Origin of the sequence: Staphylococcus sp. HMSC065D05 (assembly GCF_001813195.1) — a bacterium.
GTDB lineage: Bacteria > Bacillota > Bacilli > Staphylococcales > Staphylococcaceae > Staphylococcus > Staphylococcus epidermidis.
Genome location: NZ_KV811746.1, coordinates 366,188 through 381,560 on the forward strand (window position 1 = coordinate 366,188; position 15,373 = coordinate 381,560).

The window sequence follows — 15,373 nt, forward strand, 5'->3', positions numbered from 1 at the left end:
GCTATTTTGCTAGGAATTATGTCCCAGCCTCTCTGTTTTAATAATCATTATTTATTAGCTGACATAAGTTTAGATTTAATACGGTCAGCTTTATTAGAATGGATTAAATTACTTTGAGATGCTTTATCAACTTGTTTGATAGCAAATCTTAATAATTCATCTTTGTTTTCAGCATCAGTAGAGATAGCTGTTTTAGCTCGTTTCACAGCTGTACGCATAGCGTTTTTCTTAGAAATATTTCTTTCTTCAGCTGTTTCAGTTGTTCTTACACGTTTGATTGCAGATTTAATGTTTGGCATTACTGTCACCTCCTAAAAGTGATCATAACTTATCAAAATTTATTTGATTACAACAAGAAATATTTTATCAAATGTCTTATATTTGTGCAATCATTTATTTAAAAGTAACTTCAATTGAATTTATTACTTTTTAATTGTTGGAATGAACTACTGAAGTAGATATAATAGTTATGTTAGAATTTACATTTAATTAATTATGTCAAAGATATATTGCATTAAAGTAATAAAAACGTTACTATATCAAAGATACATAGAAGTGAAAGGTTATAAAGATGAAAGCGAGAAGGATAAAATGGATAAGCAAGAACGATACAATAGAAGAGAAAATATTAGAAATTTCTCCATTATTGCGCATATAGACCATGGTAAATCGACATTAGCTGATCGAATTTTAGAGAATACAAAATCAGTTGAAACTCGAGAAATGCAAGATCAATTACTTGACTCTATGGATTTGGAAAGAGAACGAGGCATCACTATTAAACTAAATGCTGTTCGATTAAAATACGAAGCTAAAGATGGAGAAACTTATACATTTCATTTGATAGATACACCAGGGCATGTCGACTTTACGTATGAGGTTTCTCGCTCATTAGCTGCATGTGAAGGTGCAATTCTTGTAGTTGATGCTGCCCAAGGTATAGAAGCACAAACCTTAGCAAACGTTTATCTAGCATTAGATAATGATTTGGAACTTTTGCCAGTTGTTAATAAAATAGACTTGCCTGCAGCTGAGCCTGATAGAGTTAAGCAAGAATTAGAAGATGTTATAGGTATTGATCAAGAAGATGTAGTACTCGCAAGTGCTAAGTCAAATATAGGTATTGAAGAAATTTTAGAGAAAATAGTTGATGTTGTACCAGCACCGGACGGTGATCCTGAAGCCCCACTTAAAGCACTTATCTTTGATTCAGAATATGATCCATACAGAGGAGTAATATCTTCAATTCGAATTATTGATGGTGTTGTTAAAGCTGGGGATAGAATTAAAATGATGGCTACCGGTAAAGAATTTGAAGTTACAGAAGTGGGAATCAATACACCTAAGCAACTACCGATAGAAGAATTAACAGTTGGTGATGTGGGCTACATTATCGCAAGCATCAAAAATGTTGATGATTCTAGAGTAGGTGACACAATTACTTTAGCTGAAAGACCTGCTGACAAGCCGTTACAAGGATATAAAAAGATGAATCCAATGGTATATTGTGGTCTATTCCCTATTGACAATAAAGACTATAATGACCTAAGAGAAGCTTTAGAAAAATTACAACTTAATGACGCATCCTTAGAGTTTGAACCAGAGTCTTCACAAGCCCTTGGTTTTGGATACAGAACTGGATTTTTAGGAATGTTACATATGGAGATTATTCAAGAAAGAATCGAAAGAGAATTTGGTATTGAACTCATTGCAACAGCGCCTTCTGTTATCTATCAATGTATTTTAAAAGATGGTTCTGAAGTTTCAGTTGATAATCCAGCACAAATGCCCGAAAGAGATAAAATAGAACATATTTATGAACCATTTGTCAAAGCTACGATGATGGTGCCGAATGATTATGTAGGTGCAGTGATGGAGTTATGTCAACGTAAAAGAGGTCAATTTATAAACATGGATTATCTTGATGATATAAGGGTTAATATTGTTTATGAAATTCCATTATCTGAAGTAGTTTTCGATTTCTTTGATCAACTTAAATCTAATACAAAAGGTTATGCTTCTTTTGATTATGAATTTATTGAGAATAAAGAAAGTAATCTTGTTAAAATGGATATATTACTGAATGGAGATAAAGTTGATGCTCTAAGTTTTATTGTCCATAGAGATTTTGCATATGAAAGAGGAAAAGCGCTTGTAGAAAAATTAAAAACATTAATTCCACGACAACAATTTGAAGTGCCAGTTCAGGCGGCTATTGGTCAAAAAATTGTTGCACGAACAAACATTAAATCTATGGGTAAAAATGTTTTATCTAAATGTTATGGTGGAGATATCAGTCGTAAACGAAAACTTTTAGAAAAACAAAAAGCAGGTAAAGCTAAAATGAAAGCAGTAGGCAATGTGGAAATTCCTCAAGATGCATTTTTAGCAGTATTAAAAATGGATGATGAATAATGTAGATGAATGGGGTATAGACATTCTTTATGTCTTACCTCATTTTATAATGTCTAGAGTGATATAAGCATATAATGTGAAAACTATATAAATGATTTAAAGATTGGTGGTTATAAAGTGAGTGTAAAAAGTGCATATATTCATATTCCATTTTGCTATAGAATTTGTACTTATTGTGATTTCAATAAATACTTTATCGATAAACAGCCAGTCGATGAATACTTAGACGCACTTATTAACGAGATGCAAGTTGATAATAACAGAAATCTTGAAACAATGTATGTCGGAGGTGGTACACCGACAGCCTTGAATATGAGACAACTTGAGAAGCTACTTAAAGCAATTAATCAAACATTTACAATTAGCGGAGAATTTTCTGTTGAAGCTAATCCTGATGAGTTAACTTATGAAAAAGTTGTACTTTTAAAACAATATGGCGTAAATAGAATATCAATGGGTGTACAAACATTTAAACCTGAACTATTAAAAATTTTAGGCAGAACTCATAAAACTGAAGATATATATAATGCTGTTAGTCATGCCCGAAAAGCAGGTATTGAATCAATAAGTTTGGATTTAATGTACCATTTACCACAACAAACTATCGACGATTTTAAAGACAGCCTAGAACGTGCCATTGCATTGGATATTGATCATATTTCAAGTTATGGATTAATTCTTGAACCTAAAACCCAGTTTTATAATTTGTATAGAAAGGGACATTTAAAATTACCAAATGAAGATTTAGGGGCAGAAATGTATCAATTTTTAATGGATCGTATGAAAAACTCATCATTTCATCAATATGAGATTTCTAATTTTAGTAAACTTAATCATGAATCAAACCATAATAAAGTATATTGGTTAAATGAAGAATACTATGGCTTTGGTGCTGGTGCAAGTGGTTATGTAAACGGTGTACGTTACACAAATCTTAATCCAGTAAATCATTATATTAAAGCGATAAATGAAGGAAAAAAACCAATACTATCTGAAACATCTCCTACTTATAACGAAAGAATGGAAGAAGAAATGTTTCTTGGTTTAAGAATGAATCAAGGTGTTAGTAAAAGCCGTTTTAAGAAAAAGTTTAATAAATTAATCGATGAGGTGTTTGGTGAAACTATTAAAGATTTGAGGTGTAGGGGACTCATAAAAGAGGAAAGAGAATTTATATCTTTAACCGAACGTGGAAAAGTCATAGGTAACGAGGTTTTTGAAGCATTTTTGCTAAATTCATAAAAAGTTAGAAATTTTAGTGCTTTAACATTGACTTACTTTGACCAATTTGATAAATTATAATTAGCACTTGAGACAAAAGAGTGCTAATGAGGTGAAAACATGATTACAAAAAGACAATTAAGCATCCTTAATGCTATTGTTGAAGATTATGTTGATTTTGGACAACCGATTGGATCTAAAACTCTAATTCATCGTCATCACTTGGATGTGAGTCCAGCTACCATTAGAAATGAAATGAAGCAACTCGAAGAAATGCATTTCATTGAGAAGACACACACATCTTCTGGAAGGGTTCCATCTGAATCAGGGATTAGATATTATGTCAATCGCCTTTTAGAACAAACATCTCATCAAAGTCAAAACAAAATTCAACGTTTAAATCAATTATTAATTGAGAATCATTATGATAGTTCGACTGCACTTTCAAACTTTGCACATGAATTATCTATGAAATCTCAATATGCAACGTTGGTAGTCCGCCCGAATCACAAGCAAGATGTTATAAATGATATACATCTAATTCGTGCTAACAACCATTTGATTATTTTAGTAATGGTATTTTCTTCTGGACATGTTGAAAATATACATTTTGTATCGCATGCTCAACTAAATAATATTAATTTAAATAAAATAGCAAACTTTTTGACTGAACATTTCAGTTTTAATCGCAAAGTACTAACTCAAAACATCGAGTCTTACTTTAGTCAAAAAGAAGAGCTATTGCTTGCAAATGAAGTAGTTGAGATGATAAATTTACAAATTGGTAATCAAAGTAATAGCATTTATATGGGTGGAAAGGTTAAACTTATTGATGCGTTAAATGAGTCCAACGTTTCATCTATTCAACCGATTCTTCAATATATAGAATCAAATAAAATAACTGAATTATTAGAAGATATATCAACATCTCAAATCAGTGTCCGAATTGGTAAAGAGATTGATGATAGTTTAAGCGATATATCAATTGTGACTAGTCAGTATCATTTTGATGAGTCACTAAAAGGTCAAATTGCAGTAATCGGACCAACTGCAATGCATTATCAAAATGTAATTCAATTATTAAACCGTATATGGTAGTAATTGGAAATGTATTGGAGGTCAGACTATGTCAGAAAAAGATCAGTCAGTGAATAATACTGAGGAAGATATTAATGTAGAAACTGAAGATAATCAGAATGATACAAAGATTGAAAACTCAGTATCTAACACAGATAATAGTGAAGCTAATGCTAGCGATTCAGAAAATAATTCAGAAGAAAGTATCAAGGATGAAGAGTCAGAGTCTCAAGATACTAAAATTAAAGAATTAGAAAAGCTTGCAAATGATAATGAAGAAAAATATTTAAGATTATATGCTGAATTCGAAAATTATAAACGCCGAATTCAAAAAGAAAATCAAATTAATGCTACTTATAAAGCTCAAGGTGTTTTAACTGACATTTTACCGTCTATAGATAATATTGAGCGTGCACTACAAATTGAAGGTGATGATGAATCGTTCAAATCACTTCAAAAAGGAGTGCAGATGGTTCATGAAAGTTTACTAAGAGCTTTAAAAGACAATGGTCTTGAAGAAATTTTAGCTGAAGGTAAGGAATTCGATCCTAATTTACATCAAGCTGTCGTTCAAGATGACAATCCTGATTTTAAATCAGGTGAAGTTACTCAAGAATTGCAAAAAGGATACAAACTTAAGGATCGTGTTTTAAGACCATCAATGGTAAAAGTAAATCAATAATTAGATTGAAAATACATTGAAATAAATAAAATGATTAAATTGGAGGAATTATATTATGGGTAAAGTAATTGGAATTGATTTAGGTACAACTAACTCTTGTGTTTCTATCTTAGAAGGAGATGAACCAAAAGTAATTCAAAACCCAGAAGGTGCACGTACTACACCATCAGTGGTTGCATTTAAAAATGGTGAAACTCAAGTAGGTGAAGTAGCAAAACGACAAGCTATCACAAATCCTAACACTGTACAGTCTATTAAACGTCATATGGGTACAGATTATAAAGTAGATATTGAAGGTAAATCTTATACACCACAAGAGCTTTCAGCAATGATTTTACAAAACTTAAAAAGCACTGCAGAAAACTATTTAGGAGATACAGTAGACAAAGCTGTTATCACTGTCCCTGCTTATTTCAATGATGGTGAACGTCAAGCAACTAAAGATGCTGGTAAAATTGCAGGCTTAGAAGTTGAACGTATTATCAACGAACCTACAGCTGCTGCACTTGCTTATGGGTTAGATAAAACTGAAACAGATCAAAAAGTTCTCGTATTTGACTTAGGTGGGGGAACATTTGACGTATCTATTCTAGAGTTAGGCGACGGTGTATTTGAAGTATTATCAACTGCCGGAGATAATAAACTTGGTGGCGATGACTTTGACCAAGTAATTATTGATTATCTTGTTTCAGAATTCAAGAAAGAGAATGGTGTTGATTTATCACAAGATAAAATGGCATTACAAAGATTAAAAGATGCTGCTGAAAAAGCTAAAAAAGATTTATCAGGTGTTTCTCAAACTCAAATTTCATTACCATTCATTTCTGCTGGAGAAAATGGACCATTACACCTAGAAATTAGTTTGACTCGTTCTAAATTTGAAGAATTAGCTGATTCATTAATCAAAAAAACTATGGAACCGACTCGTCAAGCATTAAAAGATGCTGGTTTATCTACTTCAGAAATAGATGAAGTTATTTTAGTTGGTGGTTCAACACGTATTCCGGCCGTTCAAGAAGCTGTTAAAAAAGAAATTGGTAAAGAACCACATAAAGGTGTTAACCCAGATGAAGTTGTAGCAATGGGTGCTGCTATTCAAGCTGGTGTAATCACTGGTGATGTTAAAGATGTGGTATTACTTGATGTTACGCCATTATCTTTAGGTATCGAAATTATGGGTGGACGTATGAACACATTAATTGAACGTAATACTACTATTCCAACATCCAAATCACAAGTTTATTCTACAGCAGCTGACAATCAACCAGCGGTAGATATTCATGTATTACAAGGTGAACGTCCAATGGCATCTGACAACAAAACTTTAGGAAGATTCCAATTAACTGACATTCCACCTGCACCACGTGGTGTACCTCAAATCGAAGTAACATTTGATATCGATAAAAACGGTATTGTTAACGTTACAGCTAAAGATTTAGGTACTAATAAAGAACAAAATATCACAATACAATCAAGCTCATCTCTATCTGATGAAGAAATCGATCGCATGGTTAAAGATGCTGAAGAAAATGCTGAAGCAGATAAAAAACGTCGTGAAGAAGTTGACTTGAGAAACGAAGCAGATAGTCTAGTATTCCAAGTTGAAAAAACAGTTAAAGACTTAGGCGAAAATATTAGTGATGAAGATAAGAAAAATGCTGAAGAGAAAAAAGATGCACTTAAAACAGCATTAGAAGGTGAAGACATCGATGATATTAAAGCTAAAAAAGAAGAACTTGAAAAAGTAATTCAAGAATTATCTGCAAAAGTTTATGAACAAGCTCAACAAGCACAACAACAAGCTCAAGAAGAACAAGGTTCTCAAGATAGTACTGTTGAAGATGCAGACTTTAAAGAAGTTAAAGATGACGAAGATAAAAAATAAGTTTAGTATTTAACTTATAATTATCTATTAAGTTTTTAGTAAAAAAGTCAAAGTCAATCGATCATTGACTTTGACTTTTTATTTGGATATTAAGAAACAATTAGATAAACTATTCTTGTTAAACGTATAAAAGGAGAGGTAATTATGGCCAAAAGAGACTATTATGAGGTCTTAGGCGTAAGCAAAAGCGCTTCTAAAGACGAAATTAAAAAAGCTTATCGTAAATTATCAAAAAAATACCATCCAGATATAAATAAAGAAGAAGGCGCAGACGAAAAATTCAAAGAAATCTCCGAAGCATATGAAGTTTTAAGTGATGAAAACAAACGTGCAAATTATGATCAATTTGGTCATGACAGACCACAAGGTGGATTTGGTAGTCAAGGCTTTGGTGGCAGTGACTTTGGTGGATTTGAAGATATTTTCAGCTCATTCTTTGGTGGCGGTTCACGTCAAAGAGATCCTAATGCACCTCGCAAAGGTGATGACCTTCAATACACAATGACAATAACATTTGAAGAGGCTGTATTCGGAACAAAAAAAGAAATATCAATAAAAAAAGATGTAACATGTCATACATGTAACGGTGATGGGGCTAAACCTGGTACAAGTAAAAAAACTTGTAGCTATTGTAATGGTGCTGGTCGTGTTTCTGTTGAACAAAATACTATTTTGGGTAGGGTTAGAACTGAACAAGTCTGTCCTAAATGTGAAGGTAGTGGACAAGAATTTGAAGAGCCATGTCCAACATGTAAAGGAAAAGGTACTGAAAATAAAACAGTTAAACTAGAAGTAACTGTTCCTGAAGGTGTGGATAACGAACAGCAAGTTCGTTTAGCTGGAGAAGGTTCACCTGGTGTTAACGGCGGACCACATGGTGACCTATATGTGGTGTTCAGAGTTAAACCATCCAATACGTTTGAACGTGATGGAGACGATATCTACTATAATCTAGATATTAGCTTTTCACAGGCTGCACTAGGTGATGAAATTAAGATACCTACACTAAAAAGTAATGTTGTTTTAACCATTCCTGCAGGTACACAAACGGGTAAACAATTCCGACTTAAAGATAAAGGCGTAAAGAATGTTCATGGTTATGGTTACGGGGACTTATTTGTCAACATAAAAGTGGTTACACCAACAAAATTAAATGACCGTCAAAAAGAATTATTAAAAGAATTTGCTGAAATTAATGGTGAAGATATAAATGAACAGTCATCTAATTTTAAAGATAGAGCAAAAAGATTCTTTAAAGGAGAATAGTCAATGAATTGGATGGAACTCTCAATTGTAGTTAATCACGAAGTAGAATACGATGTTACGGAAATTCTTGAAAGTTATGGCTCTAATGGAGTTGTAATTGAAGATTCACATATTTTAGAAGAACAACCTGTTGATAAGTTTGGAGAAATTTATGATTTAAACCCTGAAGATTATCCTGAAAAAGGAGTTCGATTAAAAGCTTATTTTAATGAGTTCACTTATAATGAAAACTTAAAATCCAACATTAATCATGAAATATTGAATCTTCAGCAAATTGATAAAACAATTTATGATTATCAGGAAAAACTTATTGCCGAAGTAGATTGGGAAAATGAATGGAAGAATTATTTTCATCCATTTAGAGCTTCAAAACAATTTACGATAGTACCAAGTTGGGAATCATATGTTAAAGAAAATGATAACGAATTGTGCATTGAATTAGATCCAGGTATGGCTTTTGGAACAGGTGATCATCCAACTACAAGTATGTGTTTAAAAGCAATTGAAACTTTTGTAAAACCAACGGATTCAGTTATCGACGTTGGAACAGGCTCAGGCATTTTAAGTATTGCTAGTCATTTACTTGGAGTTCAAAGAATAAAGGCATTAGATATAGATGAAATGGCTGTAAATGTAGCAAAAGAAAACTTTAAGAAAAATCATTGTGATGATGCAATTGAAGCAGTTCCAGGTAATTTATTAAAAAATGAAAATGAGAAATTTAATATCGTTATTGCAAATATTCTTGCCCATATTATTGAAGAAATGATTGAAGATACTTATAATACTTTAATTGAAGATGGTTATTTTATCACATCAGGTATTATTGAAGAAAAGTATCAAGACATAGAATCACAAATGAAGCGTATTGGTTTCAAAATTATTTCAGTAGAACATGACAATGGCTGGGTTTGTATAGTTGGTCAGAAAGTGAGTGGATAATTTGCAAAGATATTTTATGAATCAAAGCGCTGATGAAAATCAGTGCTTTTTTATTGAGAACAAAGAAGACTATCATCATATCGTGAATGTTATGCGTTATAAAGAAGGACAAAATATCATTGTCACTTTTTCAGATGAAAATGTATTTAGATGTAAAATTATTTCAATAAACGATCAATCGATTGAAATTAAATTAGAAGAAAAACAACAAATTAACACTGAACTACCTCAGAACATTACAATATGTAGTGGTTTAATCAAAGCAGATAAATATGAATGGATGATACAAAAAGCAACTGAAATGGGGGCAAACGAATTTATAGCTGTAGCTATGGAACGCTCTGTGGTCAAGCTCAATGATTCTAAAGTAGAAAAGAAATTATCGAGATGGCAAAAAATTATAAAGGAAGCTGCAGAACAAAGTTATCGTTTAACAATACCAAATATAAAATTTAAGTCGAATTTAAAAGAAATTTATGGTATGATAAATCAATATGACTATGTTCTTATAGCATATGAAGAACAAGCAAAGCACGGTGAATTAAGTCAATTTAAGCAAACAATTAAACAATTTAAGACACAGGACCGTGTTTTAATCATATTTGGACCTGAAGGTGGGTTATCAGATAGTGAAATTGCATTATTCGATGATGTAAGTACTATAGTTGGATTAGGTCCACGTATCTTGCGTGCTGAAACTGCACCTCTTTACGCTTTAAGTGCAGTAAGTTATGAAAAAGAATTATTGGGGTGAAGATTATGTCAACAGTTGCGTTTCACACATTAGGTTGTAAAGTAAATCATTACGAAACTGAGGCAATTTGGCAATTATTTAAAGATGCAAATTATGAAAGAGTAGAATTTGAAACAAATGCTGATGTATTTGTTATTAATACATGTACGGTGACAAATACAGGGGATAAAAAAAGTCGTCAGATAATTAGAAGAGCGATTAGACAAAATCCTGATGCAGTCGTTTGTGTAACTGGATGTTATGCACAAACATCATCTGCCGAGATTATGGAAATCCCTGGTGTTGACATCGTTGTAGGTACTCAAGACCGACATAAATTGTTAGATTATATTCAACAATTTCAGGAAGAGAGACAACCTATTAATGGTGTAGGTAATATTATGAAAAATAGAACTTATGAAGAATTAGAAGTTCCTTACTTTACTGATAGAACGCGTGCTTCATTAAAAATACAGGAAGGGTGCAATAATTTTTGCACGTTCTGTATTATCCCGTGGGCACGTGGATTGATGCGTTCTAGAGATCCAGAAAAAGTAGTAGAACAAGCTACTCAACTTGTTAACTCTGGTTATAAGGAAATTGTCTTAACGGGTATTCACACTGGTGGTTATGGGCAAGACCTTAAAAATTATAATCTAGCACAATTGCTAAGAGATCTAGATACTATTGAAGGGCTTGAACGTATACGTATTTCTTCGATTGAAGCAAGTCAACTTACTGATGAAGTTATTGATGTCATAGGAAACTCAAATAAGGTAGTACGTCATTTACATATACCGTTACAATCTGGGTCTGATGATGTGTTAAAACGTATGAGACGTAAATATACGATGGCACACTTTTCAGAAAGATTGACAAAATTACATCAAGCATTACCAGATTTAGCAGTTACTAGTGATGTAATTGTTGGTTTCCCTGGAGAATCTGAAGAGGAATTCCAAGAAACTTACGATTTCATCGTAAATCATCATTTTTCAGAGTTACACGTATTCCCTTATTCTCCTAGAATAGGAACGCCTGCTGCAAGAATGGACAATCAAATTGATGAAGAAACAAAAAATGTTCGTGTGCACAAACTAATTAGTCTAAGTAATCAATTAGCCAAAGAATATGCTTCTAAATTTGAAGATGAAGTTTTAGAAGTTATACCTGAAGAAATGGGTGAAGAACCACAAACACTTGTTGGCTATGCTGACAATTATATGAAGGTAAGATTTGAAGGAGATGACTCATTAATAGGTCAAATAGTGAAAGTTAAGATAGTTAAAGCTAATTATCCAATTAATGAAGGCAAAGCAATACGTGTTGTTAAACATGCAACGAATCAATCTGAAAAAGAAGTACTTGTTTAATTAATAAAAATTGTAAATTTTACTGATTGACCGTCATTTAGAGTTATATTATACTAATAACTGCATAGTTTTACTATGCAATGACTATAAAGTTCCGTTGATATTTGGAGGGAGGGAAATACAGATGTCTAAAACAGTAGTACGTAAAAACGAATCACTAGAAGATGCTTTACGTAGATTTAAACGTTCAGTATCAAAAAGTGGAACTATTCAAGAAGTACGTAAACGTGAATTTTACGAAAAACCAAGCGTAAAACGTAAAAAGAAATCTGAAGCTGCACGTAAACGTAAATTCAAATAATTAATAGCTCTGTTGACTCCCTCAACAAGAATGTTAATTATATATTAGGACAGAATTTGAATTGAATTCACTGTTCTATCTAGAAATGAAGACTAGAACTGATTTATTTGTTTTTAACGTATTTCAGTTCTAGTCTTTAATTGTTAATAAGTCAAAGCTTGGGACAATGATTGAGCTATCTCCCAAATATCGGTAAAAAACACTTTCGTTGAATTCATATTAAATTGATTCATGCGAAAGTGTTTTTCTATTAAAAGAAAATCTTATTCGATAGAAACAAAATATCAAGCAGTTGAAATGAAAGTAGATGAGTATGATTTAAAACAATTATGGAACCATTGAATCTTCAAAATAAAACACAAGTCAAGTATTGTTAGCGATGATATCAAAATGCTGAAAGCTACACATTTTCTCAACATACTAGAAAATATTAGAAAAGATATAGAATTGGATATTAAAAAACTATAAGGTAATGAAAAAAGGTATCAGCAGTAATGATTGATTTAGTGGATCACTTAAAACTAAAATATCTGTCCGAACTAATAATAGAAGTCATGCGTATATCTAAATTACCATAATAGAAAGTTTATAATATTTTCAAGTGTGTGTTATTGATATGTCTCAGTTTTTTCATTTTTATGTCCGACTATACGCTTGTAACTGTAACAAACTGTTGCAACTATATTTAAATGCGTTTGAGTAATAGTTAAAATGCTTTGATTTTATATCGTCTTATATTGCGTTTTTATTTTACTAAATTAACATACTATTTTTATTATAGATATGTAAATGACTATATGATATGTTTCATTTCATGTATAATTATTTTGAGGGCGAGGTGAAAAAATGGATAACTTACATCTAATACATATGCTGTTTATGACAAAACCTTTAAATGGAATGAATTGGGTTGAAAACCTTGCACAGTTTATCACTCAACCTTTTGTTTCTCTTATTTTCACTTGTATTATATTTATTGGCTTTTTATACCAACTATATTCAAAACGCATAAACTTAATGGGAATAATTGCATTACTTGCTTTACTACTTTTATTTTTAGCATTCCTAATTAATGGCGACGTCAACGTGATGTCAGTATTACTGTTTACAATTGGTCTCATACTACTCATCATTGAATTATTTGTTATAGGGGCTGTAATTGGTATGATTGGTATTATTCTAATAACACTAAGTATTATTATACTTGGTGACAATATTTTATTAATGCTTGGAAATGTTATAGTTGCATTAATATTATCAATTATAGAATGGGTGATTTTAGTGAAAATATTCAATAGAAAAATTCCATTTTTAGATAAAGTTATTTTAAAGGATTCAACAAATTCTGAAGCAGGTTATCGTTCACATGACGACCGCTCTCATCTTTTAGGAAAAACCGCACATACTGTTACCGATTTAAGACCAGCAGGAATTATAACTTGTGACAATGATCGAATAGACGCAGTATCTGATGGATCATTTATTTTACGTAATCGACAAGTTAAGATTCTTGAAGTGGAAGGTACACGTGTTGTTGTTAGAGAAATCGAAAAATAAAAAGGAGCGATTTAATGTTTAGTATTGGTTTTATAATCATTGCAGTCATTATAGTAGTTGCACTACTCATTCTGTTTTCATTTGTTCCAGTCGGATTATGGATTTCAGCACTAGCTGCTGGAGTACATGTTGGAATAGGCACGCTTGTGGGGATGCGTTTAAGACGGGTTTCACCAAGAAAAGTTATCGCACCTCTGATCAAAGCGCATAAAGCTGGTTTAAACTTAACTACAAATCAACTTGAGTCTCATTACTTAGCAGGTGGTAATGTTGATCGTGTTGTTGATGCAAACATTGCAGCACAACGAGCTGATATCGATTTACCATTTGAGCGAGGCGCTGCCATTGATTTAGCTGGTAGAGATGTATTAGAAGCAGTACAAATGTCAGTTAATCCAAAAGTTATTGAAACGCCATTTATTGCTGGTGTAGCTATGAATGGTATCGAAGTTAAGGCAAAAGCTCGTATTACCGTACGCGCTAACATAGCAAGACTTGTTGGTGGTGCTGGTGAAGAAACAATCATTGCTAGGGTCGGAGAAGGTATAGTATCTACAATTGGTTCTAGTGAGCATCATACAGAAGTGCTCGAGAATCCAGATAATATTTCAAAAACAGTACTAAGTAAAGGTTTAGACTCTGGAACTGCATTCGAAATTCTATCTATCGATATTGCCGATGTTGATATTAGCAAAAACATCGGTGCTGATTTACAAACAGAACAAGCACTTGCTGATAAGAACATTGCACAAGCAAAAGCAGAAGAACGTCGCGCAATGGCTGTTGCTTCTGAACAAGAAATGAAAGCGCGCGTTCAAGAAATGAGAGCTAAAGTTGTTGAAGCTGAATCCGAAGTACCTTTAGCTATGGCTGAAGCATTAAGATCAGGCAATATTGGAGTTAAAGATTATTATAACCTTAAAAATATTGAAGCAGATACAGGTATGAGAAATGCAATAAATAAGCGCACTGATCAAAACGATGATGAATCACCACAACAATAATGAAGAGGTGATAAGATGAATATTGGCATTATCATTTTCATCATATCTGTGATAATTACAGGTGTTAGCGCATTACGAGATAAAAGTCACGAGGACAGACAAAATCAAAGACCCAATCAAAAACCCTCAAACGACCAACCTCAAGAAGGTGGTTTCTTTGAAAAATTAGAAAAAACTTTTAAAGAAATTAGTGACGAATTAAATGATGAACCTGAAAAAAAGCAGAGTAAACCTTTTGAACCTTCATTACCACCACTGAATGAAGATTGGAATAAAAATGAAAAGAAAAACACATCACATCCTAAAGAAAAACAAAATACTTCACAATCCAAACGTCAAACAACGTCTACTCATGAACATCAAAATATTCCTCAGCTAGATAAGACAACATCAAGAGATGATAATTATGAAAAACTTAAACAGGAACTTGAACAAGATGTAACTAAAAATTTAAGTGATGTACGGAGAGAAATTGATAAAGAAAAAGAAAAGCAACTTGTTATGATTGAGAGAAAAGCTCAAGACATTATCAACGATAAATATCTCTCAGAAAGAACAAAGCGATATCGATTAAAACAACTACTAAATTCTAGGAATGTTGAAAAAAACATGTCGCACTCTGCTTTTCAATATGATAGTGATGAAGTTATAAATGGTATTATTTGGTCAGAAATTTTAAGTAAACCAAAACAGCTTTAATTAGTTTTAAATTTTCAAACATTAATTTAAATATTTAAGTATATGAGAGAGTATATTGTAATTTATTACGGTATACTCTCTTTTTAGTTTGTCTAAAAACAGGTATTTTAGTAAAATTTAATTAAGATTTAAAATGAAATTTAGCTATGAATGATAGTAAGAGTTTAATTCATCATTTATTCATAGCAAGCATGATACAATATTGATGTATCAAGCTA

General features: G+C 32.1%; 14 protein-coding genes. 13 read left to right on the forward strand and 1 reads right to left on the reverse strand.

What is annotated here, in order from left to right; genetic code table 11:
- Positions 1 to 47: 47 nt before the first annotated feature.
- Complete coding sequence (rpsT, locus tag HMPREF2897_RS06765; RefSeq protein WP_001831221.1) at positions 48 to 299, reverse strand: 30S ribosomal protein S20; 252 nt, start codon at positions 297 to 299, stop codon at positions 48 to 50.
- 292 nt (positions 300 to 591) lie between these two features.
- Here rpsT and lepA point away from each other — a divergent pair, with 292 nt between their 5' ends.
- The 13 genes from lepA to HMPREF2897_RS06830 all read left to right on the forward strand — a co-directional run bounded on the left by lepA (position 592) and on the right by HMPREF2897_RS06830 (position 15,155).
- Positions 592 to 2,415: a translation elongation factor 4 gene (gene lepA, locus HMPREF2897_RS06770; protein ID WP_002457751.1), complete on the forward strand. Its 1,824-nt coding sequence runs from the start codon at positions 592 to 594 to the stop codon at positions 2,413 to 2,415.
- A gap of 117 nt (positions 2,416 to 2,532) precedes the next feature.
- The gene (gene hemW / locus HMPREF2897_RS06775) at positions 2,533 to 3,657 is read left to right on the forward strand and encodes a radical SAM family heme chaperone HemW (protein WP_002457750.1); all 1,125 of its coding nucleotides are present in this window, start codon (positions 2,533 to 2,535) and stop codon (positions 3,655 to 3,657) included.
- Between the two features lie 99 nt (positions 3,658 to 3,756).
- Positions 3,757 to 4,734: a heat-inducible transcriptional repressor HrcA gene (hrcA, locus tag HMPREF2897_RS06780; protein ID WP_002457749.1), complete on the forward strand. Its 978-nt coding sequence runs from the start codon at positions 3,757 to 3,759 to the stop codon at positions 4,732 to 4,734.
- 28 nt (positions 4,735 to 4,762) lie between these two features.
- Positions 4,763 to 5,395, forward strand: coding sequence for a nucleotide exchange factor GrpE (gene grpE, locus HMPREF2897_RS06785; RefSeq protein WP_002457748.1), 633 nt, complete (start codon positions 4,763 to 4,765; stop codon positions 5,393 to 5,395).
- A gap of 55 nt (positions 5,396 to 5,450) precedes the next feature.
- On the forward strand, positions 5,451 to 7,280 hold the full coding sequence (gene dnaK / locus HMPREF2897_RS06790; protein ID WP_002446567.1) for a molecular chaperone DnaK: 1,830 nt from the start codon (positions 5,451 to 5,453) through the stop codon (positions 7,278 to 7,280).
- Positions 7,281 to 7,424: 144 nt separating this feature from the next.
- Positions 7,425 to 8,546, forward strand: coding sequence for a molecular chaperone DnaJ (dnaJ, locus tag HMPREF2897_RS06795; protein WP_070592837.1), 1,122 nt, complete (start codon positions 7,425 to 7,427; stop codon positions 8,544 to 8,546).
- Positions 8,547 to 8,549: 3 nt separating this feature from the next.
- The gene (gene prmA, locus HMPREF2897_RS06800; RefSeq protein ID WP_002446565.1) at positions 8,550 to 9,488 is read left to right on the forward strand and encodes a 50S ribosomal protein L11 methyltransferase; all 939 of its coding nucleotides are present in this window, start codon (positions 8,550 to 8,552) and stop codon (positions 9,486 to 9,488) included.
- A 1-nt stretch (position 9,489) separates the two neighbouring features.
- Positions 9,490 to 10,242 carry a 16S rRNA (uracil(1498)-N(3))-methyltransferase gene (locus HMPREF2897_RS06805; RefSeq protein ID WP_002457746.1) on the forward strand — a complete coding sequence of 251 codons (753 nt, stop codon included), beginning with the start codon at positions 9,490 to 9,492 and terminating at the stop codon, positions 10,240 to 10,242.
- Between the two features lie 5 nt (positions 10,243 to 10,247).
- The gene (mtaB, locus tag HMPREF2897_RS06810) at positions 10,248 to 11,594 is read left to right on the forward strand and encodes a tRNA (N(6)-L-threonylcarbamoyladenosine(37)-C(2))-methylthiotransferase MtaB (RefSeq protein WP_002457745.1); all 1,347 of its coding nucleotides are present in this window, start codon (positions 10,248 to 10,250) and stop codon (positions 11,592 to 11,594) included.
- Positions 11,595 to 11,718: 124 nt separating this feature from the next.
- A complete protein-coding gene (gene rpsU, locus HMPREF2897_RS06815) occupies positions 11,719 to 11,895 on the forward strand; it encodes a 30S ribosomal protein S21 (protein WP_000048060.1) in 177 nt (58 codons plus the stop codon).
- An 846-nt stretch (positions 11,896 to 12,741) separates the two neighbouring features.
- Positions 12,742 to 13,452: an NfeD family protein gene (locus HMPREF2897_RS06820; RefSeq protein WP_002457744.1), complete on the forward strand. Its 711-nt coding sequence runs from the start codon at positions 12,742 to 12,744 to the stop codon at positions 13,450 to 13,452.
- Positions 13,453 to 13,466: 14 nt separating this feature from the next.
- Positions 13,467 to 14,456 carry a flotillin-like protein FloA gene (gene floA, locus HMPREF2897_RS06825; protein WP_001830989.1) on the forward strand — a complete coding sequence of 330 codons (990 nt, stop codon included), beginning with the start codon at positions 13,467 to 13,469 and terminating at the stop codon, positions 14,454 to 14,456.
- 15 nt (positions 14,457 to 14,471) lie between these two features.
- Positions 14,472 to 15,155 (forward strand): hypothetical protein, encoded by a 684-nt coding sequence (locus HMPREF2897_RS06830; protein ID WP_002457743.1) that lies wholly within the window; start codon positions 14,472 to 14,474, stop codon positions 15,153 to 15,155.
- The last annotated feature ends 218 nt before the right edge of the window (positions 15,156 to 15,373 follow it).